The organism is Pseudomonas sp. DR208 (genome assembly GCF_019823005.1).
Classification (GTDB): domain Bacteria; phylum Pseudomonadota; class Gammaproteobacteria; order Pseudomonadales; family Pseudomonadaceae; genus Aquipseudomonas; species Aquipseudomonas extremorientalis.
Window position 1 is genome coordinate 4,592,438 of sequence record NZ_CP081944.1, and the last position, 25,121, is coordinate 4,617,558.

General features: G+C 63.9%; 12 protein-coding genes. 8 read left to right on the forward strand and 4 right to left on the reverse strand.

The genetic code is table 11. The features are described from left to right. Positions 1-64: 64 nt before the first annotated feature. Both K5K89_RS20625 and K5K89_RS20630 read right to left on the reverse strand, forming a co-directional pair. Positions 65-12,943: a non-ribosomal peptide synthetase gene (locus K5K89_RS20625; protein ID WP_222540166.1), complete on the reverse strand. Its 12,879-nt coding sequence runs from the start codon at positions 12,941-12,943 to the stop codon at positions 65-67. 53 nt (positions 12,944-12,996) lie between these two features. Next, complete coding sequence (locus K5K89_RS20630) at positions 12,997-13,749, reverse strand: thioesterase II family protein (RefSeq protein WP_071489788.1); 753 nt, start codon at positions 13,747-13,749, stop codon at positions 12,997-12,999. A 289-nt stretch (positions 13,750-14,038) separates the two neighbouring features. On the opposite strand from K5K89_RS20630, the gene K5K89_RS20635 reads away from it, so the two are divergent. Then, complete coding sequence (locus tag K5K89_RS20635) at positions 14,039-14,590, forward strand: RNA polymerase factor sigma-70 (RefSeq protein ID WP_005789991.1); 552 nt, start codon at positions 14,039-14,041, stop codon at positions 14,588-14,590. Positions 14,591-14,608: 18 nt separating this feature from the next. On the opposite strand, the gene K5K89_RS20640 is transcribed toward K5K89_RS20635, so the two are convergent. Both K5K89_RS20640 and K5K89_RS20645 read right to left on the reverse strand, forming a co-directional pair. Next, on the reverse strand, positions 14,609-15,397 hold the full coding sequence (locus K5K89_RS20640) for a substrate-binding periplasmic protein (protein WP_071489789.1): 789 nt from the start codon (positions 15,395-15,397) through the stop codon (positions 14,609-14,611). A 94-nt stretch (positions 15,398-15,491) separates the two neighbouring features. Then, positions 15,492-16,115, reverse strand: coding sequence for a TetR/AcrR family transcriptional regulator (locus K5K89_RS20645; protein ID WP_071489790.1), 624 nt, complete (start codon positions 16,113-16,115; stop codon positions 15,492-15,494). A gap of 153 nt (positions 16,116-16,268) precedes the next feature. Here K5K89_RS20645 and K5K89_RS20650 point away from each other — a divergent pair, with 153 nt between their 5' ends. The 7 genes from K5K89_RS20650 (at position 16,269) to K5K89_RS20680 (ending at position 25,079) form a co-directional block, all read left to right on the forward strand. Then, positions 16,269-18,047 (forward strand): acyclic terpene utilization AtuA family protein, encoded by a 1,779-nt coding sequence (locus K5K89_RS20650; protein WP_222540167.1) that lies wholly within the window; start codon positions 16,269-16,271, stop codon positions 18,045-18,047. 13 nt (positions 18,048-18,060) lie between these two features. After that, the gene (locus tag K5K89_RS20655) at positions 18,061-18,933 is read left to right on the forward strand and encodes an SDR family oxidoreductase (protein ID WP_071489792.1); all 873 of its coding nucleotides are present in this window, start codon (positions 18,061-18,063) and stop codon (positions 18,931-18,933) included. Positions 18,934-18,936: 3 nt separating this feature from the next. Next, complete coding sequence (gene atuC, locus K5K89_RS20660; protein ID WP_222540168.1) at positions 18,937-20,553, forward strand: geranyl-CoA carboxylase subunit beta; 1,617 nt, start codon at positions 18,937-18,939, stop codon at positions 20,551-20,553. 17 nt (positions 20,554-20,570) lie between these two features. After that, positions 20,571-21,728: a citronellyl-CoA dehydrogenase gene (gene atuD / locus K5K89_RS20665; protein WP_222540169.1), complete on the forward strand. Its 1,158-nt coding sequence runs from the start codon at positions 20,571-20,573 to the stop codon at positions 21,726-21,728. Continuing rightward, positions 21,725-22,486: an enoyl-CoA hydratase/isomerase family protein gene (locus K5K89_RS20670; protein WP_222540170.1), complete on the forward strand. Its 762-nt coding sequence runs from the start codon at positions 21,725-21,727 to the stop codon at positions 22,484-22,486. Before atuD ends, K5K89_RS20670 begins: the two co-directional genes overlap by 4 nt. 93 nt (positions 22,487-22,579) lie before the next feature. Then, positions 22,580-24,463, forward strand: coding sequence for an acetyl/propionyl/methylcrotonyl-CoA carboxylase subunit alpha (locus tag K5K89_RS20675; protein ID WP_222540171.1), 1,884 nt, complete (start codon positions 22,580-22,582; stop codon positions 24,461-24,463). 73 nt (positions 24,464-24,536) lie between these two features. Further along, complete coding sequence (locus K5K89_RS20680) at positions 24,537-25,079, forward strand: exonuclease domain-containing protein (protein ID WP_222540172.1); 543 nt, start codon at positions 24,537-24,539, stop codon at positions 25,077-25,079. The last annotated feature ends 42 nt before the right edge of the window (positions 25,080-25,121 follow it).

The following is a 25,121-nucleotide window of genomic DNA, read 5'->3' on the forward strand; positions in this document are numbered from 1 at the left end:
TTAGAAATGCGCTCCAAATGTGGGAGGGGGCTTGCCCCCGATGAGGCCTGACTGACAGCGAAAATTAAAGCCCCTCCAACTCCGCCATCAAATCACTCAACCGATCCACCTTCTCCGCACTGATCTCATTGGCCGCCAGCCCCTCGATATACTCAGCCAACTCCGCCACCGTGCTGCACTCGAACATCGCCCGCAGCGGCACATCCCGCTGCAAGGTCTTCTGCACCCGCGAGGCAATCTGCGTGGCCAGCAACGAATGCCCGCCCAGTTCGAAGAAGTTGTCCTCTACCCCTACCCGCTCGACTTTCAATACTTCGGCCCAGATATCAGCCAAGGTGGTTTCCAGTTCGTTGCGCGGCGCCAGGTAGTCCTGGCTGTGCAACTGGCCGATCTCCAGGGCCGGCAGGGCCTTGCGGTCGAGTTTGCCGTTGGCGTTGAGCGGCAGGCGGTCAAGCCACAGCCAGTGCAGCGGCACCATGTATTCCGGCAGTTCGGCGCGCAGGCGTTGCTTGATGCGGTCCAGGCGTTCGCCTGGGTTAAGCACTGCATCCGCCGCCACCAGGTAGCCAACCAGGTGCTTGCCGTTGACACCTTCCTGCACACCCACCGCCGCATCGCGTACTTCCGGTTGTTCGTGCAGGCGCGCTTCGATTTCACCCAGTTCGATGCGGTAGCCGCGAATCTTCACTTGATGATCGACACGCCCGACATACTCCAGCACGCCGTCACTGCGACGGCGCGCCAGGTCGCCCGTGCGGTACAGGCGCTCGCCCGGCGCACCGAACGGGTTCGGCACAAACACCGGGGCGGTGCGCAGCGGGTCACTGACGTAACCGCGACCTACGCCGGTGCCGGCGACGCACAACTCACCCACAGCACCCTGGGGCACCAGCTCCAGCGCACCATCCAACAGGTACAAACGGTTGTTGTCGGTCGGTGTACCAATCGGCAAGTAGGTGCCACGGGTAGACGCCAGGTCGACGCGATAGAACGCCACATCGTCCGAACATTCCGCCGGACCATAAGCGTTCACCAGCCCGATCTCGGGGTAACGCAACAACCACTGATGCGCCAGCTCCGGTGGCATCGCTTCGCCGGTTGGCAGCATCCAGCGTAGGCCGTCCAACCCGATACGGTCCTGAGCCAGCATGCCCTGGATCAGTGATGGCACGCTTTCCAGCACGGTGATGCCCTGGGTCTGAACGTGTTCCAGCAGACCTTGGGGATCATGCGCAATAGTGTTCGGCACGATATCCACCCGCGCGCCAAACAGCGGCGCGGCAAGGAACTGCCACACGGAAATATCGAAGCTCTGCGACGCGGTCTGCGCAATCACATCCGCGTCACTCAAGGCCAGGTACGGTACCTTGCTCAACTGGTTATTGAGCATGCCGCGCTGCTCCACCATCACGCCCTTGGGCAGGCCGGTGGAGCCCGAGGTGTAGATGACGTAGGCGAGGTTGTCCGGGCCACTGTAGATCCCCGGGTTTTCGCCACGTGCCGGTATCTCTTCCCACACCAACAGTTGGCAGTCGAAGCCGTCCAGCAACTCGATGGCCTGCTCGCGGCATGCCTCGGTGCATACCAGCAACGGCGTGCGGCTCAAGTCGATGATGCTGCGCAAACGCTGGCTCGGCAGACCCGGGTCCAGCGGCAAGTAACCGGCACCGGCCTTGAAGCTGCCGATGATCATGCCCAGCAGGTCAAGGTTACGTTCGGCCAGCAACGCCACCGGTTGATCCAGACCCACGCCGGCTTCAATCAGCGCATGACCCAGTCCGTTACTGCGCCGGTTCAGCTCTTCATAAGTCCATTGCAGGTCGAGGCAACTGGCGGCGATGCGCTGCGGATGCGCGGCCACCTGTTGTTCGAATAACTCGATATAGCTGCGCTCAAGCGGGTAGGCATGCTCGCTCTGGTTACAACCCTCCACCAGGAACTCACGCTCCTGCTCGCCAATCAGCGGCAGGTCGGCCATGTCGCCATGGAAGCCCTGAACCAGCGCCAGCAGCAGGCGCTTGAACTCACCGAGCATGCCTTGCACGGTGGTTTCGTCGAAGTAGCGCTGGTCATAGGACAGGTGCAGCCCCAGGTCATCCCCCGGATAGCACACGGCGGTCAGCGGGAAGTTGGTGTGGGTGCGACCGGAGTCCGAGGTGGCATTCAGGCTTTGCGCACGGTCCAGCACCGAGACTTCCACCGGGGCGTTTTCGAACACGAACAGGCTGTCGAACAGCGGCTGGCCCTTGGGCAGTTCGCTGAGTTCCTGGATCGTCACCAGCGGCAGGTATTCGTACTCGCGCAGTTGCATATTGCTGTCGAGCAAACCGCTCAGCCACTGGCGCACGCTGCAACGCTGGTCGTCCTCGGGCAGCTTCACCCGCAGCGCGATGCTGTTGATGAACAGGCCAACGGTGCGCTGCATCTCGGGCATCTCTACCGGGCGCCCAGCCACGGTGACGCCAAACAGCACGTCACGGTCGCCACTTAAACGGCGCAATACCAGCGCCCACGCTGCCTGGGCGAAGGTATTGACCGTCAGTTGGTGAGCCTGGGCCAGCTCACGCAATTGTGCACCGTCGCGAGCGTCGAGGCGGGTGTAGCAGTCGCCGACCAGCATGCCACCGTGGCCGGCGTGGTCGCGCAGGAACGGACGGTCGCTCGGGATCGGCGTGGTGCGCTCGAAGCCTTGCAGGTTCCGCTGCCACCACTGGCGTGCTTCGCTCAGGTTCTGGCGTTGCAGCCAGGCGATGTAATCGCGATAACGCGGCGGCGTGGCCAATTGCGGGGCGCGGCCTTCGCCCAGGGCCATGTAGATTTCGAAGAAATCATTCATCAGCAACGAACGGCACCACGCATCGATGAGGATGTGGTGGTTGCTCATCATGAACCAGTAGCGCTCGGCGCCGACGCGGATCAGCCGCAGGTGGAACGGCGCCTGGTTGAGCAGATCGAAACCGGCCTCGCGCTCCTGCTTGAGCAGTGCTTGCAGGCGCGGTTCCTGTTCGCTTTCCGGGTCGTTGCTCCAGTCCAGGTACTCAATCGGCGTGCTGCCCGGTGTGTGGATCACTTGCAGCATGTCTTCGCCGACGTTCCAGCAGAACGACGCACGCAGGGCTTCGTGGCGGGCGATCACCGCCTGCCAGGCCTGGGCGAAACGCTCGGGGTCGAGGGCGCTGTTGATGCGGTAGCGGTCCTGCATGTAGTAGAGGCCGGTGCCCGGCTCCAGCAGGGTATGCAGCAACAGGCCTTCCTGCATCGGCGTCAGCGGGTAGACGTCTTCGATGACGCTGGCGGGCACCGGCAAGTTGTCGAGTTGCGATTGGGTCAGGTGCGCCAGCGGGAAGTCGGACGGCGTGAGGCCACCGGCATCGTCTTGCAGGCAATGCGCGACCAGGCTTTGCAGCTCAGCGAGATAGGCATCTGCCAGTTCATGGATGCTCTGTTGATCATGGCGTTCGCGGCTGAAGGTCCAGCGCAGCACCAGTTCACCGCCGTACACCTGGCTGTCGACGCTCAACTCGTTGGACAGCGGTGCGTCCGGGTCATGGGCCAGGCCGGCGGGCTCGTCCAGCGGATGGAACAGCGCATCGGCGCCGAAACTCTGGTCGAACTGACCGAGGTAGTTGAAGGTGATCTGTGCGCTGGGCAAGGCAGCCATGCTGTGTTTGCACAGGTCATCGGCCAGGTAGCGCAACACGCCATAACCCAGGCCCTTATGCGGCACGCCGCGCAGTTGTTCCTTGATCGCCTTGATCGAATCGCCCTGCCCGCCGTGCGGGGTCAGGCGCAGCGGGTAGGCACTGGTGAACCAGCCGACGCTGCGGGTCAGGTCGATATCATCGAACAGGGTTTCACGGCCGTGGCCTTCCAGTTGGATCAGTGCCGAAGCATGGCCAGTCCAACGGCACAGCACACGGGCCAGGGCGGTCAGCAACAGGTCGTTGACCTGGGTGCGATAGGCGCTCGGGGCCTGTTGCAGCAACTGGCGGGTGTGCTCGGCATCCAGGCGCACGCTGACGGTGTCGGCATCGCGATTGCGCCGTGAACCGTGCGGGCGAGTCACCGGCAACCCCACTTCCGGTCCGGCCAATCGGGCCTGCCAGAGGCTCAATTCTTCGCGCAGGGATTCGTTGCCGGCATACGCCTGCAAACGCGCAGACCAGTCACGCAGCGCGCTGGTCTTGGCCGGCAGGCTGACGGAGCGGCCGTCGCTCAGTTGGCGGTAGACCGTTTGCAGGTCTTCGAGCAGGATGCGCCAGGACACGCCATCCACCACCAGGTGATGGATCGCGATCAGCAGGCGTTGTTGCCCTTGGGGGCCGTCCATCAGCAAGGCGCGCAGCAGCGGGCCACGTTGCAGGTCGAGGCTGCGCTGGGTGTCGGTGAACAGCGCGGTGCACTGCGCCATATCACGCACTTGCGCCTGCATCAGCACGCCACCTTCCGGCACGGCCAGATGCTCGGCGTGCCACTGTGCATCGCGCTGGGAAAAGCTCAGGCGCAACGCATCGTGGTGTTCCAGCACCGCCAGCAGCGCTTGCTCCAGGCGATGAGGGTCCAGCAGTTGCAAGGGTTTGAGCACCAGCGCCTGGTTCCAGTGTTGACGGTTCGGGATCTCGGTGTCGAAGAACCAGTGCTGGATCGGCGTAAGGCCCGAGCGGCCGGTGAGCACGCCTTGCTCGGCGCAGATGAGCTCGGAGCGCGTGGCCACGGCAGCCAGGGTTTGCACGGTCTGGTGCTGGAACAGGTCGCGAGGGCTGAAATGAATCCCGGCCTGCCGCGCACGGCTGACCACCTGGATCGACAGGATCGAATCACCGCCCAGTTCAAAGAAGTTATCGTCCAGGCCGACTTGCTGCACATTCAGCACGGCGCACCAGATCGCTGCCAACGTCTGTTCAAGCTCGTTGCGTGGCGCAACATAGGTCTGGCGATTCGCCTCGGGATCCGGCTGCGGTAACGCACGACGGTCGAGTTTGCCGTTGGCGGTCAACGGCATGCTGTCGAGCACGATCAGGTGCGCGGGCACCATGTAGTCCGGCAGTTGCGCCTTGAGGTGCGCCTTGAGCGCATCGCGCAATGCGCCGTGCTCGGCATCGCTGACCAGGTAAGCCACCAGCTGTTTGCCACTCGGCGAATCCAGCGCCAGCACCACTGCTTCACGCACGGACTCGTGCTCCAGCAGGCGGGTTTCGATTTCGCCCAATTCGATACGGAAACCGCGAACCTTCACCTGATGGTCGATCCGCCCCAGGTACTCCACCAGGCCATCGGCGCGTTGGCGCACCAGGTCGCCGGTGCGGTAAAGGCGCCCGCCGTTACGCGCAAAGGGATCGGCCACGAACCGCTCGGCGGTCATGCCCGGACGCTGGTGATAACCCTGCGCCAGGCCCGCACCACCGACATACAACTCACCGGTCGCCCCTTGCGGCACCAGGGCCAGGTCGGCATCGAGAATGTACGCCACACGGTCGCCGATGATGCTGCCGATCGGCACGCTGGCGGCGCCCTCCTCCAACTGCTCCGGTGCAAGGCTGGCCAGCGGCATCACCACGGTTTCAGTCGGGCCATAGGCGTTGAAGAACACCTGCGGCTGGAACGCCGCGCGAATGCGCTGCAAGTGTTCGCCGGTCAGGGCTTCGCCGCCGGTGATGCACATGCGCACCGGCAAGGTCTGCTGCTGAGTCGCCAACCACTGCGCCAACTGACTGCCGTAGCTCGGGGTGAAGCCCAGGATGTTGATGCCATGGGTGCGGATCAATCCGCAGATTTCCTCGGCATCCCACTGGCCCTGGGCACGCAACACCACCTGCGCACCGCTGAGCAACGGCACCAGCAGGCGCTCAGTGGCGGCGTCAAAGTTGATCGAATAGAAGTGCAGTTCGCAATCGTCCGGGCGCATGCCAAACCGCTCGATCACCGCCGCGCAATGCATGGCAATTTCACCGTGGGCCACCACCACGCCCTTGGGCTTGCCGGTGGAGCCGGAGGTGTAGATCAAGTACGCCTGGTGTTGCGGCAGGCTGATCAACGGCAGCTCATCGGTCGGGTAGTTGGCGAGTACCGGCAAATCATCTTCCAGGCACCAGCACGCCACGCTCGCCGGCAATTCGCCAAGGGCATCGAACATCGCCGCATCGCTGAGCAGCAGGCCGATGCCGCTTTCTTCGATCATGTAGTGCAGGCGGTCCAGCGGGTATTCCGGGTCCAGCGGCACGTAGGCGCCGCCGGCCTTGAGGATCGCCAGCAGGCCGATGACCATTTCCAGCGAACGCGGCAACGCCAGGCCGACCCGCACCTGCGGGCCGACGCCACGCTCGCGCAGCATCCAGGCCAGGCGATTGGCGCGGGCGTCCAGTTCGCGGTAGCTGAGGGTAACGCCGGCGAAGGTCAGCGCGGGCGCATCGCCACGGGCTTTCGCCTGCTGGCTGAACAGCGTGTGAATGCACTGATCAAGGCGATGTTCACCGGCTTCGATGCCCAGGCTGTCCTGCAACGCGCGCTGTTCCGTGGCGCTGAGCAACGGCAATTCGCTCAGACGCTGCTCGGGATTGGCGATCAACGCTTCCAACAGGTTGCGCCAATGCTCGGCCATGCGGGCGATGCGTGGCTCATCAAACAAATCGGTGCTGTAGGTCAGGCAGCAACCCAGGCGATGGTCGAGGTCGGTGACTTCCAGGTTGAGGTCGAACTTGGTCGCGCGGGCATCGTTGGCCAGGTACTCGACGGTCATGCCGGCCAGTTGGCGGCTCTGCTGGAATTCCCAGCGCTGCACGTTGCACATCACCTGGAACAGCGGGTTGTAGGCCGCGCTGCGCGGCGGTTGCAGGGCTTCCACCAAGTGGTCGAAGGGCAAGTCCTGATGGGACTGGCCTTCGATCACGGTGTGGCGCACCTGTTCGAACAGCTCAGCCACGTTCATCTGCCCGTTGAGCTGGCAACGCAGCACCTGGGTATTGAGGAACGCGCCGATCAGCCCTTCGCTTTCCGGGCGAATACGGTTGGCCACGGGCGCACCGATGCGCAAGTCGGTCTGGCCGCTGTAGCGGTAGAGCAACACGGCCAGGGTGGCGGTCATGGTCATGAACAGGGTCAGGCCGTGTTCGGCGTTGAAGGCACGCACTCGGGCGGCGAGGTCATCGCTCAAATCGAAGCGGTACAACTCGCCCCGATGGCTTTGCACCGGTGGGCGTGGGCGGTCGCCAGGCAGTTCGAGCAGCGGATGTTCGGTGCCCAGTTGCCGAGTCCAGTAATCCAACTGGCGCTGACGTTCACCCGCTTCCATCCACTGGCGCTGCCACACGCTGTAGTCCAGGTATTGCACCGGCAACGGCGCCAGCGGCGACAGGCGTTCGTCGATAAAGGCTTCGTACAACGCGCTGAGTTCACGGGCAAAGATGTCCATGGCCCAGCCTTCGGTGACGATATGGTGCAGGGTCAGCACCAGGTAATGCTCACGCTCGGCGGCCTTGACCAGGCAGGCGCGCAGCAACGGCCCGGTTTCCAGGTTGAACGGGGTATGCGCCTCGTGATCGGCCAGTTGCTGCAAGCGTTGCTGGCGTTCGGGTTCGGCCAGCGCGGAGAAGTCCTGCCAGCCCATGCGCAAGCCGGTCTGTGCCGAGACCTTCTGACAGGCCACACCGTCGACGCTCGGGAAGGTGGTGCGCAGGGTTTCGTGACGCATGATCAGCGCTTGCAACGCCGCCTCGAAACGCCCGACATCCAGCACGCCACGCAGGCGCGCCATGCCACCGACGTTGTAGGCCGGGCTGTCCGGTTCCATCTGCCAGAGGAACCACATGCGCTGCTGGGAATAGGACAACGGCACCGGCCGGCTACGGTCGACCTTGGCGACGGCGGTTTGCTGGTTGCGTTGGCCCGAGGCCTGGATCAGCCCGACCTGTTCGGCGAAAGCGCCCAACTCGCTGGCTTCGAACAAGGCGCGCAACGGCAGCTCGACATCACAGGCCTGGCGGGTGCGGGAGATGATTTGCGTAGCCAGCAGGGAGTGACCGCCCAGGGCGAAGAAGTCATCGTGCAGGCCGATTGTCGGCAGCCCGAGGACCTCGCGCCAGATTGCAGCGATCTGCTGTTGCAACGGCGTTTCGGGCTCGACGTGCTCACGGGTTTGCCACACCGGCTCCGGCAATGCGCGGCGGTCCAACTTGCCGCTGGGGCTCAACGGCATGGCGTCCAGGCGCATCAACAGCGCGGGCACCATGTACTCCGGCAGTTCGGCGGCCAGGGCGGTCCTGACCTGCTGTTCGTCCAGTTCGGCATGGGCGGTGTAGTAGCCGATCAACTGGGCGTCACGCACCAGCACCACGGCCTGGGCGATGCCATCCAGGGCGAGCAGGCGCGCTTCGATTTCCTCCGGTTCCACGCGGAAACCGCGCAGCTTGACCTGCTGATCGAGACGGCCGAGGTACTCGAGCACACCGTCGGCGTTCCACCGGGCACGGTCGCCGGTGCGATACAGGCGGGTGCCATGGTGGTCGGCAACAAAGCGTTCAGCGGTCAACCCAGGGCGTCCGAGGTAACCCCGCGCCAGGCCAATCCCGCCGATGCACAGCTCACCCGGCACGCCCAGCGGCACCGGGTTGAGCTGCTCGTCCAGCACGCGGCAGATCACATTGCCCAGCGGACGGCCAATCGGCGAGCGCTCGCCGTCTTCAGCGTGACAGTGCCAGTGGGTCACGTTGATCGCGGTTTCGGTGGGGCCATAACGGTTGTGCAATTGCACCGCTGGCAACTGTGCCAGCACGCGGTTGCGCAACTCGGCAGGCAAGGCTTCGCCACCGGAGAACAGGCGGCGCAGGCTGGTGCATTCGGCCACCTGCGGCTCATCGATAAACAGCTGCAACAGCGGCGGCACAAAGTGCAGCGTGGTCACGCCATGCTCCTGCACCAACTGTGCGATGCGATGCGGATCGCGATGCTCACCGGGGCCGGCCAGCACCAGGCGGCAACCGCTGATCAGCGGCCAGAAGCATTCCCACACTGACACGTCGAAACTGATCGGCGCCTTTTGCATCAGTACATCGGTGGCGTCGAGTTGATAAGTGGCCTGCATCCACTGCAAGCGCTCGGCGAGCGCCGCATGGGTATTGCCCACGCCCTTGGGCTGACCGGTGGAACCGGAGGTGTAGATCACGTAGGCGAGGTTATCGCCGTGCAGGTGCAGGCCGGGCGGCTGGGTGGGCCAGCTGTCGAGGTGCAGGCTGTCCATCGCAATCACGCAGACGCCGTCAGCGCTCGGCACCCGTTCCAGCAATGCAGTCTGGGTCAGCAGCAGGTGGACGCCGCTGTCCTTGAGCATGTAGGCCAGGCGTTCGGCGGGGTAGTCCGGGTCCAGGGGGACGTAGGCGCCACCGGCCTTGATGATTGCCAGTAGGCCGATCAGCAGTTGCGGCGAACGCTCGGCGGCGATGGCCACGCACACGTCCGGACCCACGCCTTTATCGCGCAGGTAGTGGGCCAGACGGTTGGCCTGGGTGTGCAGTTGAGCGAAGGTCAGGCTGCCGCCGTCCCAGACCAGCGCGGTGCTGTCCGAGGTCTGCTGGTTGAGCAGATCGGGCAGCCACTGTTGGGCGGGCGCGCAAGGGGCTTGGCTGTATGGCGCCTGTTCGTCGTGCTGCATCAGCATGAGGTCGCCGATGGCTTGCCGGGGCTGTTCGCAAACGGCATACAGCAGGTTGATGTAGTGCTCGGCCAGGCGCTGGATGGTCGCGTTTTCGAACAGTTCATCGGCGTAGTCGAACGACAGACTCAGGCGCCCGTTGCGGTCTTCTTCGGTGTGCAATTGCAGGTCGAACTTGGCTTCGCGGCTATGCCACGGCAGCTCGTCGGCGAGCATGCCCGGCAGGCGGCGCAAGGCGCTGAGGTCGCGTTGCTGGTGGTTGAACATGACCTGGAACAGGCCCTGTTCGCGGGCTTGCGGGAAGGCTTCCAACAGTTGCTCGAAGGGCAGGTCCTGATGGGCTTGGGCGCCCAATGCCGTTTGGCGTGTCGCGGCCAATAGCTCGTTGAACGGCAGGCGCCCATCTAGCTCGGCACGCAACACGAGGGTGTTGATGAAGAAGCCAACCAGGCCTTGGGTTTCCTGGCGCGGGCGGTTGGCGTTGGGCACGCCGATGCGGATATCGCGCTGGCCGCTGTAGCGATGCAGCAGGCTTTGGAATGCCGCCAACAGCAGCATGAATGGGGTGGACTCGTTGGCCTGGGCGGCGTGGCGAATCGCTTTGCTGAGGCTGGCGCCAAGCCGCACGGTGTGGCGTGAGGCACTGTGACAGTGGTGTACCGAGCGCGGGTGGTCGGTCGCCAGGCTGAGGGTGGGATGCTCTTCACCCAATTGCGCTTTCCAGTACGCCAGTTGGCGCTGGCCTTCACCTTCGGCCAGCCATTGGCGCTGCCAACTGCCGTAGTCGGCGTATTGCAGGACCAGGGGCGGCAGTTCCAGGGTCTGGCCTTGGGCTGCGGCGGCGTAGAGGCGCGAGAATTCGTCGATCAAAATATTGAGCGACCAGCCGTCGGCGATGATGTGGTGCAGGGTCACCAGCAGTTGGTGATCTTCGTCATCCAGACGCACCAGGGTCACCCACAGCAGCGGGCCTTTTTCCAGGTCGAACTGGGTGCGCGCTTCGTCTTCACGGATCTGTTGCGCACGGGCTTCGCGCTCGGCAACGGGCAGGTCGCTGAGGTCGATGATTTGCAGGTCGAAATCGGCCTTGGCGTCGACACGCTGGAAAGCCTGGCCGTCGCGCTCATAGAAGCGCGTACGCAGGGCTTCGTGGCGCTGGATCAACTGCTGGAAGCTGGCGCGCACCGCGTCTTCGTCCAACTCGCCGCGCAGGCGCAGGGCACCGGGGATGGTGTAGGCGCTGCTGTGCGGGTCCAGTTGCCAGGTGATCCACAGGCGGTTCTGTGCCAGGGATTGGGGCAGTTCCTCCTGACGGGACAGCTTGTGGATTACACCTTGGGCGACACCGCCATCCTGCTGCAATTGCGCGACAGTCGCGGCAAAGCCTTGCAGGGTCGGCGCTTCGAACAGCAGGCGCAGGCTCAACTCCAGGCCGAGGGTTTCACGCAGGCGCGCGACCACTTGGGTGGCAGTGATGGAGTTGCCGCCGAGCAGGAAGAAGTGGTCATCGGCCGCAACGGTCGCGACCTGCAACTGTTCGCACCAGATCGCGGCGATCTGGTTTTGCAGGTCGGATTCCAGCGCTCCAGTGCTCACCTGCGCTTGCAGATCGGGGAACTGCGCATAGCTGTCGAGGCTGCCGTCCCTGTGACGAAGCGCACACGCCGCGCGTTGCACCTTGCCGCTGGAAGTCTTCGGCAAGGCACCGGGATTGAGCAACACCACCACGCTCGGCGCCTCTTGATAGGCCTCGGCGACAGCCTGGCGGATCGCCTTGATCAGCGCATCGGGCGGCAGGATCTTCTGCACGCTGCGGCTGATTTCGGCGGCAATGCCGATGCCTTCCAGGCCCTGATCATTCACCGCGAACGCGGCGACCCGGCCTTTGCGTACCACTTCCACTTCGCGCTCGATGGTCTGCTCGATATCCTGCGGGTACAGGTTGTGGCCGCGCACGATCAGCAGGTCCTTGAGGCGGCCGGTGATGTACACCTCGCCGTCACGGATAAAACCCAGGTCGCCGGTGCGCAACCAGGTACGGCCGGCATGTTGCACGAAGGTCTTGGCGGTGGCCTCGGGGTTGCGCCAGTAGCCGTGGGCGATGCTCGGCCCGCTGGCCCAGAGTTCACCGACGTGGTTATCGGGCAGTTCGGTGAGGCTGTGCGGATCGGCGATCAGCACTGCGTGTTCGGGCTGGCTGGTGCCGCAACTCATGATCGCACTGCCGTGCCCTGGCTCGGCACGGTTGGCGGCCAGGGCCTGTTCGTCGACGCGCAGCGCGGGAATGCCATGGCCACGGCTACCGCCGGCGACGAACAGGGTCGCCTCGGCCAGGCCGTAGGAGGCGAAGAAATTGTTCGGGGTGAAACCACAGGTGGCGAACTTTTCGGCGAAGCGTTCCAGCGTGTCGAGGCGGATCGGTTCGGACCCGGAATAGGCCACGCGCCATTTGCTCAGGTCCAGGCGGTCCAGGGCCGATTCACTGACCCGCTCACTGCACAGGCGATAGGCGAAATCCGGCCCGCCACTGATGGTGCCGCCGTATTCGCTGATCGCTTCCAGCCAGCGTAACGGCCGGCCGAGAAAGTAGGCCGGCGACATCAGCACGCACGGTACGCCACTGAAGATCGGTTGCAACAGGCCGCCGATCAGGCCCATGTCGTGGTACAGCGGCAGCCAGCTGACGATCACGTCGTCGGGGTGGAGGTCGATGCCGAAACCGCGCCGGATCAGCACTTCGTTGGCCACCAGGTTGCCGTGGCTGACTTGCACGCCCTTGGGCAAGGCGGTGGAGCCGGAGGTGTATTGCAGGAAGGCGATATCGTCCGGGTGCAGGTCAGGGCCGACCCAATTGCCGACACCTTCCAGGCTATCGACGCTTAATACCGGCGGCGCATTTTCGATCTGCGCCAGGCCATCGGCGAGACTGGCGATGGTCAGCAACAGGCGCGGCTCGGCATCGCTGATGATCGACAGCAGGCGCTCCTGGTGATGGCGGCGGGTGGACTCCGGCGGATAAGCCGGCACCGCGATCACCCCCGCGTACAGGCAACCAAAGAACGCCGCGACGTAATCCGGGCCGCTGGGGAACAACAGCACCGCACGATCGCCCAGCTCGGCATTGGCCTGCAAGGCAGCGGCGATGGTGCGGGCGCGCTGGTCGAGGTCGCGATAACTGAGCACAACGCTGTGCTCGGCGGATTCGGCGAGGAAGCGCAAGGCGACCTGGTCCGGGGTCTGCGCGGCGCGACGTTGAAGGGACTGGACCAGGGTGCGGGGAAGTTCGAAGGCGTCCATCATGGGGTTCCTGCCTGAAATCGGCTTACGGGAAATTCAAGAATTCGGGGGTTTGTTCAGCCGACGGCGAGTGGCCGCGCCGCGCCATTGCGCCAGCGGGCCAGGTGTTCGTCGGCGTAGCGCCGCACGCAACGCAGCACCGCGCTTTCGTGTTGCACGAGGAAGAAGTGGTGACCGTCGAACATGTCCAGGGAAAAGCCGCTGGCGGCGTCAAGTTGCCAGTCGAGCAACTGGTCGGCGCGCACACTGTCCTGCTTGCCGCCGAACACATGGATCGGCATGCCCAGCGGTGCACGTTCGCCGTAGGTGAAACTGCCGCACAGCAGGAAATCGGCGCGCAGGATCGGCAGCATCAACTGCATCAATTCGGGGTTGGCCAGGGCTTCTTCGGTGGTGCCTTGCAGTTCGCGCAGGCGGGCGATCAGTTGTTCGTCGGTCTTTTCGATGGCGTATTCGCTGACATCACGCCGGGCTGGCCCGGCTGTGCCGGAGGCGAACAAGGCGAGCGGCGCGGGCACACCGCGAGCGTTCAAGGCGTGCGCCAGCTCAAAGGCGAGCAGACCACCAAGGCTGTGGCCGAACAGGGCATAGGGGCCGTTCAAGTCGCAGCTGATTTCATCGGCGAGCTGCGCAGCCAAGGCCTTGATATCGCGTTGCAACGGCTCGTCCATGCGCATGCCACGGCCGGGCAATTCCAGCGGGCAGACCTGCAACCACTCAGGCAGGGCCCGGCGCCAACGCGCATAAACCATGGCACTGGCGCCCGAATAAGGCAGGCAGAACAGGCGCAGTCGAGTCGGCGTACTCATCAGGCGACAACTCCAGACCGATACACGCCGCTTGCACGATAGAAACCCATGTCGTCCTCCTCCTTGGTCGTTTTACTAACGGACCTGTCACCCAGAAGAACGGACGGCACCGGCAAATAATTAGTCGCCAGGTATGGGCGAGACGTGGTTCACACCAAACGAGAAAGCATAAGATTAGTTCGCCTTCTCATTTGACAATCATTATCATTCAGCATAATTTGTTGCCCGATGTGTAGGAGGCCCCGGCACGGACGCCCTCCCCTAACCTATTGGCAGTAAGGTGATTTCCATGACGGAACAAGTATCCACAGGCAGGTGCGACTCACCGCTTCTCCAGGCATTCGTCGATAATCGGCTGATTCTGGTGAAGATCGCGGCACGCATTACCGGCTGCCGCTCCCGCGCCGAGGACGTGGTGCAGGACGCCTACTTCCGGCTGCAATCGGCGCCGACAATCACGTCTTCGTTCAAGGCTCAATTGAGTTATCTGTTCCAGATCGTGCGCAACCTGGCGATCGATCACTACCGCAAGCAGGCCCTGGAGCTCAAATACTCCGGGACGGAAGAGGAAGGCTTGAATGTGGTTATTCACGGCGCTTCACCGGAAACCTCGCACATCAACTTCAACACCCTGGAAAACATCGCCGACGCCCTGACCGAGTTGCCCCAGCGCACCCGCTATGCGTTCGAGATGTACCGCCTGCACGGCGTGCCGCAAAAGGACATCGCCAAGGAGCTGGGCGTGTCGCCGACCCTGGTGAACTTCATGATCCGTGATGCGCTGGTGCACTGCCGCAAGGTGTCGGGCAGCCATAGCGATACGTTTGCGCGCAGGGTGTGATGCTGCACCGGTGGTGCCTCAGGGCACCGCCATCACATCAATGCGATACGGCTCGAAAATCTTCAGCATCTCGCCATCGTCGCGCAAGCGCTTGAGCAACGCGGCAAACGCGTCCCCCGTGATCGGCGCCTTCGGGCGCAGCAGTGCGAAGTGGTGATAGACCTGGTCAATGCGCTCCGAGACCAGGAACTGCCCCGCCATTTGCGCATTGCGCACCATGAAATCACTCAGGTACGAGCGCGTCACCAAGGCAATATCGGCACGCCCGCGCGCGACCATCAGCAGGTTGCTGTCATGGGAGTAAGTCAACGTGGCGTTGAAGTGCTCGGCCATGTACTTGGGGTCGGGGTTGAAGTTGGCGAAGGCGTAGTGATAACCGCTGAACACGGCCAGGCGTTTGCCGTTGAGGTCGGCGAAATAACTTTGGTCACGACCGGGCTCACGCTGGGCGACGAAGATTTCCGCATCTTCCAGGCCCATGTCGACGCTGGTGTGGGGAATGTTCTGCCAGCCCCAATCGGGATTTTCGAAGATCGCCATATCCACACGGCCCTGCTCGAAATCACGAAAGCGTCGGGGGATGGAGGTGGGCACCAACACAAACTGGTAATCGGTTTGCGCGGCGTTCAGGGCTTCGACCAGTTGCGGCAGCAAACCGGTGTCGGCGCCCTGCTCCGGCCGTACGGTGTAGGGTGGGAAATGCGCCGCGCCGATGCGTACCAACTGCGCAGCCGAAGCTGGCATCCACCACGCGGTGCCCAGTGCCCAAAAGGTAAGTCCTGCAGCCAGCCGCCATGGCGAAAACATCAAGGCACACACCGTTCAAAAACGCTCATGGCGATAAGCTAGGCGTTTTTGTCTGGAGAGACAACTTTCCAGCGGTAAATTAATAGCTTGCGCCTCAGTCGGCCTTCAAAACCATCAGCAGGGCCTCTTCGGCCAACTGCTCAAGTGTCAGGCTGCCCTCGGCGCGAAACCAGGTGGTGGTCCAGGACAGCGCGCCGGTGAGGAAACGCCGCGTGATGAATACATCACCACGAATGTAGCCCGCGTCCTTGGCCTCCCCCAGCACTTGCAGCCAGAGCGCCTCGTACACGTCGCGCAGGGCCAGCACCTGGGCCTGGCCTTCGGCCGACAACGAACGCCACTCGTACACCAGCACCGCCATGGCCTCGCCGCTGCCGCCCATGATCGACTGCAATTCGCAGCGGATCAGCGCCAGCACGCGTTCGCGCACGTTGCTCGCCTCTTCCAGCGAAGCGCGCATCATCGCCGTGTTGTAGTGGATGGTTTCTTCCATCACTGCCCGCAGGATCTCGTCCTTGCTCTTGAAGTGATGAAAGATGCTGCCGGACTGGATGCCCACGGCGCTGGCCAGGTCGCGCACGGTGGTACGTTCGAAGCCCTTGTTGCGAAACAGATGGGCCGCGGTTTGCAGCAGCTTGCCCCGGGCGCTGTCGGGGTCGGTCAATTGGCCGCCATCGACCATGGTGCGCATGACCCGCAGGGCTTTGTGCTCATCCATGCCTCTCTCCTCTACTTCCACGGACGTCTTGGCCCGCAATTTAGGCCGTGGCGGCCACCCAAGCAAGCGCTTGGCTGAAACTTGTATCCGCAGTTTACAAACCAAGCGCTTGCTTGGTAGTCTCGACCCCAGCCATTCGAGGAAGGATTTCTCATGAGCAAGACGGTTCGTATCGGCTGTGCCAGCGCCTTCTGGGGCGACACCGGCACCGCCGCCGCCCAACTGGTGCAAGGCGGCAAGCTGGATTACCTGGTGTTCGACTACCTGGCGGAAGTCACGATGTCGATCCTGGCCGGTGCGCGGATGAAAGATCCCCAGGCCGGCTACGCCACGGATTTCGTCGACGTGCTCACGCCGCTGCTGGCGGATATCCAGCACCAGGGCATTCGCGTGATCAGCAACGCCGGTGGCATCAACCCCCAGGCCTGCGCCGCCGCCCTGCAAGCCGCCTGCGACAAGGCCGGTATCCCCCTTAAAATCGCCGTGCTGCTGGGCGACGACCTGCAACCCCAGCTCAAACACCTGCACGGCATCACCGACATGTTCAACGGTGCGCCGTTGCCGCCGCTGTGCGTGTCCGCCAACGCCTACCTGGGCGCGCCGGGCATCACCCAGGCGCTGAAGCTGGGCGCGGATATCGTCATCACCGGCCGCGTGGTGGACAGCGCAGTAGTCAGCGCGGCGCTGGTGCATGAATTCGACTGGTCCTGGCAGGATTACGACCGCCTCGCCCAGGCCGCACTGGCCGGGCATATCATCGAATGCGGCGCGCAGTGCACCGGCGGTAACTTCACCGATTGGCGCGACGTGCCGGACTACGAGCACATCGGCTTTCCCATCGTCGACGTCAGCGCCGACGGCCAATTCACTGTCAACAAGGTCGACGGCACAGGCGGGCTGATCAGCGAACTCAGCGTCGCCGAGCAACTGCTGTATGAAATCGGCGACCCGCATGCCTACCTGTTGCCCGATGTGATCTGCGACTTCAGCCAGGTCAAATTGCAGCAGCAAGGCAAACACCAGGTACGCCTGCACGGCGCCAAGGGCTTGCCGCCCACCGATCAATACAAGGTCAGCGCCACTTACCCGGACGGTTTTCGCTGCACCGCCAGTTGCCTGATCGCCGGCATTGATGCGGTCGCCAAGGCCGAGCGGGTCAGCCAGGCGATCATCAACAAGACCTCGGAGCTGTTCCGCCAGCGCGGCTGGGCACCTTACACCGAAGTGAATATCGAACTGCTCGGCAGCGAAGCCACCTACGGCGCCCACGCCAGGCGCCAGGACTGTCGCGAAGTGGTGGTGAAACTGGCGGTGCGCCACCCCAACAAACCAGCACTGGTACTGTTCGCCCGCGAGATTGCCCAGGCCGCGACCGGCATGGCACCGGGCCTGACCGGCATCGTCGGCGGGCGGCCGACGGTGTACCCGTTGATCCGACTGTTTTCGTTCCTGATCGATAAAACGGCCTGTGACGGGGTGATCGACTTCCAGGGCGCACGCCACCCCTGCGCACTGCCACCTGCCGACGCCCCGCGCCTGCCCGATGCGTCCATCGATCCGCCCAAGCCCCAAGGCCGCGCCGACGCCAGCGTGCCGTTGGTGAAACTGGCCGTGGCGCGCTCCGGAGACAAGGGCAACCACAGCAATATCGGCGTGATCGCCCGCCACCCCGATTACCTGCCATGGATCGCCGAAGCACTCACCCCGCAGGTGATCGTCGACTGGATGGGCCATCTGCTCGACCCCGTGCACGGCCGTGTCGAGCGCTGGTATCTGCCCGGCAGCCACAGCCTCAACTTCCTGCTGGAAAACGCCCTGGGCGGCGGTGGCATCGCCAGCCTGCGCATCGACCCGCAGGGTAAAGCCTTCGCCCAGCAACTGCTGGAGATCCCGATTGCCGTGCCGCAACACATTGCCGATCAACTCGCCTAACAGGAGCATTGCCGTGGCCTTCGACTCGATCTTCAAAGCCGACCTGTTCCAGGGGCAAACCGTGATGGTCACCGGCGGCGGCAGTGGCATTGGCCGCTGCACCGCCCATGAATTGGCGGCGCTGGGTGCCCAGGTGATCCTGGTGGGACGCAAGCCGGACAAGCTGCAGAACGTCGCGGCGGAAATCGCTGAAGACGGTGGCCTCGCCCATTGGCAGGCCTGCGATATTCGCGATGAAGAGGCGGTGAAGGCACTGGTCGGCCAGGTCCTGAATGACCACGGCGCTATCCATGGCCTGGTCAACAATGCAGGCGGCCAGTACCCCTCGCCACTGGCCGCAATCAACCAGAAAGGTTTCGAAACCGTACTGCGCACCAACCTGGTCGGCGGTTTCCTGATGGCGCGGGAAGTGTTCAACCAATCCATGAGCAAGCACGGCGGCGCCATCGTCAACATGCTCGCCGACATGTGGGGCGGCATGCCCGGCATGGGTCACTCGGGGGCAGCACGTTCGGGCATGGACAACTTCACCAAGACCGCCGCCTTCGAGTGGGGCTATGCCGGCGTCCGGGTCAACGCCGTGGCGCCGGGCTGGATCGCCTCCAGCGGCATGGACACCTACGAAGGCGCGTTCAAGGCGGTGATTCCCACGCTGCGCGAACATGTGCCGCTCAAGCGTATCGGCACCGAATCGGAAGTCAGCGCGGCCATCGTGTTCCTGCTCAGCCCGGCCGCTGCCTTTATCAGCGGCAGCACACTGCGTATCGACGGTGCCGCCAGCCTGGGCAGTCGTGCCTGGCCGTTGCACAAGGCGCAGGCGCCGAGCGAACCCTTCAATGGCTTCCACCGCGCCTACCTGCCCGATGTGCTCAAGGCGGGGCAATAGACCATGCCGGCGATTGAATCCCTGATCGACGCCCACAGCGCCCCATTCGCGCAAAACCGCGAGGCCATGTTGGCCGCCATCGCCCAGCTGCGGCAGTTGGAAGACACCCTGTTGAGCAAGGCACAGGACGCCAAGCCCAAGTTCGACAAGCGCGGCCAACTGCTGCCCCGCGAGCGCCTCAACCTAATGCTGGACCCCGGCGCGCCGTTCCTGGAACTGGCCAGCCTGGCCGGCTACAAGCTGCACGACGACAAGGACGGCAGCGCCGCCGGTGGCGGGTTGATCGCCGGCATCGGCTACGTCAGCGGCGTGCGCGTGCTGGTGGTGGCCAATAACAGCGCGATCAAGGGCGGCACCATTTCCCCCACCGGCCTGAAGAAATCCCTGCGCCTGCAACAGATCGCCCTGGAGAACAAACTGCCGGTGGTGACCCTCGCCGAAAGCGGCGGCGCCAACCTCAACTATGCCGCCGAGATATTCGTCGAAGGTGCGCGCAGCTTCGCCAACCAGGCGCGCATGTCGGCCATGGGCCTGCCGCAGATCACCGTGGTGCATGGCTCGGCCACGGCCGGCGGCGCCTATCAGCCGGGGCTGTCGGATTACGTGGTGGTGGTGCGCGGTCGGGCCAAACTGTTCCTCGCCGGCCCGCCGCTGCTTAAAGCCGCGACCGGCGAAGTGGCGACCGATGAAGAACTGGGCGGTGCCCAGATGCACGCACAAACCGCCGGCACCGCCGAGTACCTGGCGGAAAACGATGCGGACGGCGTGCGCATCGCGCGCGAAATCGTCAGCCTGTTGCCGTGGAATGATCGCCTTCCACAGGCGCCGAAACGTGCCTACGCAGAACCGCTGTACCCCATCGAAGAGCTGCTGGGCCTGATCCCGGACGACCCGAAAAAGCCCTACGACGTCCGTGAAATCATCGCGCGACTGGCCGACGGCTCGCGCTTTCTCGACTTCAAGGGCGAATTCGACGCCCACACCGTCTGCGGCCACGTGCACATCCAGGGCCGCGCCGTGGGCGTGATCGGCAACAACGGTCCTATTACACCGAAGGGCGCGAGCAAGGCCGCGCAATTTATCCAACTGTGCGACCAGAGCCGCACACCGCTGCTGTTCCTGCACAACACCACCGGTTTCATGGTGGGCACCGAGTCGGAACAACAAGGCGTGATCAAGCACGGTGCGAAGATGATCCAGGCCGTGGCCAACGCGCGGGTGCCTAAACTGACCATTGTGGTCGGCGGCTCCTACGGCGCGGGCAACTACGCGATGTGCGGCCGTGGCCTGGACCCGCGCTTTATCTTCGCCTGGCCCAACAGCCGCACGGCAGTGATGGGCGGTGCCCAGGCGGGCAAAGTCCTGCGGATTGTCACTGAGGCCAAGCAATTGAAGGATGGCCTGGTGCCGGATCCCAAGGTGCTGGACATGCTGGAACAGGTCACCGCACAGAAGCTCGACAGCCAGTCCACCGCGCTCTACGGCAGCGCGAACCTGTGGGATGACGGGCTGATTGACCCTCGGGATACACGGACCTTGCTCGGTTTTCTGCTGGATATCTGTCATGAGGCTGAGGTGCGGCCATTGCAGCCCAACACCTTTGGTGTGGCGCGTTTCTAATCAGGAGAACAATAAAAATGATCTTCACCCAGGAACACCAGGAACTGCGCCGCACCGTCCGCGCCTTCGTCGACCGCGAGATCAACCCCCATGTGGACGAATGGGAAAAGGCCGGGCGCTTTCCCATCCACGACATTTTCCGCAAGGCCGGCGACCTCGGCCTGCTGGGCATTTCCAAGCCGGAGAAATTCGGCGGCATGGGCCTGGACTATAGCTATTCCATTGTCGCCGCCGAGGAGTTCGGCACCATCCGTTGCGGCGGTATCCCCATGTCTATCGGCGTGCAGACCGATATGTGCACCCCCGCCCTTGCCCGCTTCGGCAGCGATGAACTGCGCGACGAATTCCTGCGCCCGGCCATCAGCGGCGAGCAGGTCGGCTGCATCGGCGTCTCGGAAACCGGCGCCGGCTCCGATGTGGCCGGGTTGAAGACCCATGCGCGCAAGGACGGCGACGACTACGTGATCAACGGCAGCAAGATGTGGATCACCAACTCACCCAGCGCCGACTTCATTTGCCTGCTGGCCAATACCTCCGACGACAAGCCGCACATCAACAAGTCGCTGATCATGGTGCCGATGAACACCCCCGGCATCAGCGTCAGCCCGCCCCTGGAAAAGCTCGGCATGCACAGCTCCGAGACCGCCCAGGTGTTCTTCGACGGCGTGCGCGTGCCGCAACGCAACCGCATCGGCCACGAAGGTGCGGGGTTCATGATGCAGATGCTGCAGTTCCAGGAAGAACGCCTGTTTGGCGCGGCCAATATGATCAAGGGCCTGGAGCATTGCATCGACAGCACCATCGAGTACTGCAAGCAGCGCCAGACCTTCGGCAAGGCGCTGATCGACAACCAGGTCATCCACTTTCGCCTCGCTGAGCTCGCCACCGAAATCGAATGCCTGCGCGCGCTGGTCTACCAGGCCACCGAGCAGTACATCAAAGGCCAGGACGTGACCCGCCTGGCGTCCATGGCCAAGCTCAAGGCCGGGCGCCTGGGCCGCGAAGTCAGCGACAGTTGCCTGCAATACTGGGGCGGCATGGGCTTCATGTGGGACAACCCCGTGGCCCGGGCCTATCGCGACGTGCGGCTGGTGTCGATCGGCGGCGGCGCCGACGAAATCATGCTGGGCATCATCTGCAAGTTGATGGGCACCTTGCCGGGGAAAAAGCCATGAACACCTTGTTGCTCGAACCCCACAACGGCGTGCTGCACATCACCCTCAACCGGCCCGACTGCCGCAATGCGATGAGCCTGGAAATGGTCAATGAATTGCGCACGGTGCTATCGCAGTTGGACATCCAGACGCGCGCGGTAGTGATCAGCGGCGCGGGCGGACATTTCTGCGCCGGGGCGGATGTGAAGGACCTGGTCACCGCAGGCCATCAACTGCAGGCGCTGAACCGCGCATTTGGCACCTTGCTGCAGGAAGTGCAAGCGCTGTCGCAAGTGGTGATCGTGGTGCTGCAAGGCGCGGTGCTGGGCGGTGGATTTGGGTTGGCGTGCGTGAGCGATATCGCCATCGCCGATCACCAGGCGCAATTCGGCTTGCCGGAGACCAGCCTGGGCTTGCTGCCCGCGCAGATTGCGCCGTTCGTGGTCAAGCGCATCGGGCTGACCCAGGCGCGGCGGCTGGCGCTGACAGCGGCACGGTTTGACGGGCTTGAGGCTGAGCGGCTGGGGGTGGTGCACTTTACCGAGCGCGACCCGCAGGCGTTGGCGCAGCGGTTGGATGAGGTGCTGGGGCAGGTGCTCACGTGCGCGCCGGCGGCGAATGGGCGGACTAAAGCGCTGTTGCTGGCCAGTGTGGATGAGCCGCTGGAGGCGGTGCTGGATCGGGGCGCGCAGTGGTTTGCCGAAGCGGTGCGCAGTGAGGAAGGGATTGAAGGAACGCAGGCGTTTGTGCAGAAAAGAAAGCCTCGGTGGTGCAAATGACGCCATCGGGGGCAAGCCCTCTCCCACACTGTGGGAGGGGGCTTGCCCCCGATGAGGCCCGATCAAACACCCCATCAGCCAAGGGATAAACCCATGCCCGCCTTCAACAAAATCCTGATCGCCAACCGCGGCGAAATCGCCTGCCGCCTCCAGCGCACCGCCCAAGCCCTGGGCTACCGCACCGTCGCCGTCTACAGCGATGCCGACGCCCAGGCCCTGCATGTGCAGATGGCCGACGAAGCCGTCAATATCGGCCCCGCCCCGGTACAACGGTCGTACCTCAATATCGAGGCGATCCTCGCCGCCGCCAGACTCACCGGCGCCGATGCGATCCACCCCGGCTACGGCTTCCTCTCGGAAAACCCCGACTTCGCCCGCGCCTGCCAACACGCCGGCCTGACCTTCATCGGGCCCAGCGTCGAGGCCATCGAACTGATGGGCAGCAAACGCCTGTCCAAACTCGCCATGCTCGACGCCGGCGTGCCGTGCATTGCCGGCTATCAGGGCAGTGCCCAGGACGACAACACGCTGCAACAGGAAGCTGAACGCATCGGCTACCCATTGATGATCAAGGCCAGCGCCGGCGGCGGCGGTCGCGGCATGCGCCTGGTGCACCAACCCGAAGCCCTGCTGGACAACCTGCACACCGCTCGCTCGGAAGCCAAAAATGCCTTTGGCAGCGATGAACTGATTCTTGAGCAAGCGCTGATCGAGCCGCGCCACGTCGAGATCCAGTTGTTCGGCGACAGCCACGGCCACTTGATCTACCTCGGCGAACGCGACTGCTCGGTCCAGCGCCGCCACCAGAAAGTCATCGAGGAAGCCCCCTGCCCCATCATGACGCCCGAGTTGCGCCAGGCCATGGGCGAAGCCGCATTGAAGGCCGGGCGTGCGGTGAATTACGTGGGCGCCGGTACCGTGGAGTTCCTGCTCGACCGCAATGGCCGGTTCTACTTCCTGGAAATGAACACCCGCCTGCAGGTGGAACACCCGGTCACCGAGCTGATCACCGGCCTCGACCTGGTGGATTGGCAACTGCAGATCGCCGCCGGGCAAGCGCTGCCGCTGACCCAGGCAGACGTGACCCTGAGCGGCCATGCCATGGAAGTGCGCCTGTACGCCGAAGACCCGGCCCAGGGTTTCCTGCCGCAAACCGGCGAGGTGCTGCGCTGGGAACCGGCGACCGGCGTGCGCATCGACCATGGCGTGATACAAGGTCAACGTATCAGCCCGTTCTACGACCCAATGCTGGGCAAACTCATCGCCCACGGCGCCACCCGCGAAGAGGCGCGGCGCAAACTGCTGCGGGCGGTGGAAGACACGCTGTTGCTGGGCGTCGCCACCAATCAGCAACTGTTGGCTGATTTACTCAAGCATCCGGCGTTTATCAACGGCGATTTCAGCACCGGGTTTATCGCCGAGCACTTCAGCGAGATCCCACGCCAGCCTGTATCGAGCGAACAGCTAGCCCTGGCCGCTGCGCTGTTCTACACCCACAGTGCCGAGCAACATCCCCACGGTTTGTCGGGCTGGCGCAACACCGCGAGTAGCCCTTGCACCTATCGGCTTGAGGTCAATGGCGAAATCCACACCGTCAGCACCGCCCCCCTGCTGCTCAGCGCCGACGGCCGCCACGCCACCCTGGTGCTCAACGGCATCCGCCGGCGCATGGCCTATCACCTCGACGGCGACCAACTATGGATGCCCGGCCTGTGCGTGACCAACCGCACGCAGCAAGTGGCCAGCCGCCAGGCCGATGCCAGCAGCGGCACGGTGAAGGCGCCGATGGACGGTGCCATCGTCGATGTGCGGGTCAGCACCGGTGACAGCGTCACCAAGGGCCAACTGCTGCTGGTGCTCGAAGCCATGAAAATGGAGCATCCGCTGACCGCCGGCATCGACGGTGTGATCAAAGGCGTGCAGGTGAGCGCCGGTGACCAGGTGCACAATCGTCAGGTGTTACTCGAGATCGTCTAGCCCCTAGGCGGAACTACAGGGCCGGGCTACGCTCTATCCCCAACAGAAAGGGAAGAGTACGGGAACCTGCGCGATGCCCCATTGGCTGATTATTGACCTTGAAGCCACAACGGATGAAGGCGGCTGGCCCGTGACGGAGATGGAAGTCATCGAGATCGGCGCAAGCCTGGTCAACCGCGAGGGCCGCGAGCTGGATCACTTCCAGCGTTTTGTGCGGCCGCTGCGCCGTCCCTTGCTGACGCCTTTTTGCCGTCAGTTGACCCACATCACCCAGGCCAACATCGACGGCGCGGTGCCGATCACCGACGTATGGCCGCTGTTCGAGCGCTGGCTGGGCCAACACCAGGCGCGCCTGGAAGGCTGGGCCAGTTGGGGCGATTACGATCGCAGGCAGCTGGAGCTGGAATGGCAGCGCCATGGCCTGGCCAGCGCACTCGCCACCACGCCCCATGTGAACCTCAAGCAGCGCTTCGCCAAGGCCCGGCGCCTGGACAAGCCCCTGGGGCTCAACGGTGCCCTGCAATTGGCGGGGATGCAGTTCCATGGCCAGCAGCATCGGGCGCTGGAAGATGCACGCAACACCGCGCGCCTGCTGCCACTGATTCTGCCGGTCTAGGCAGCTTCCCTGCCCTTGGGCATACTGGCCGACCTTTCCAGA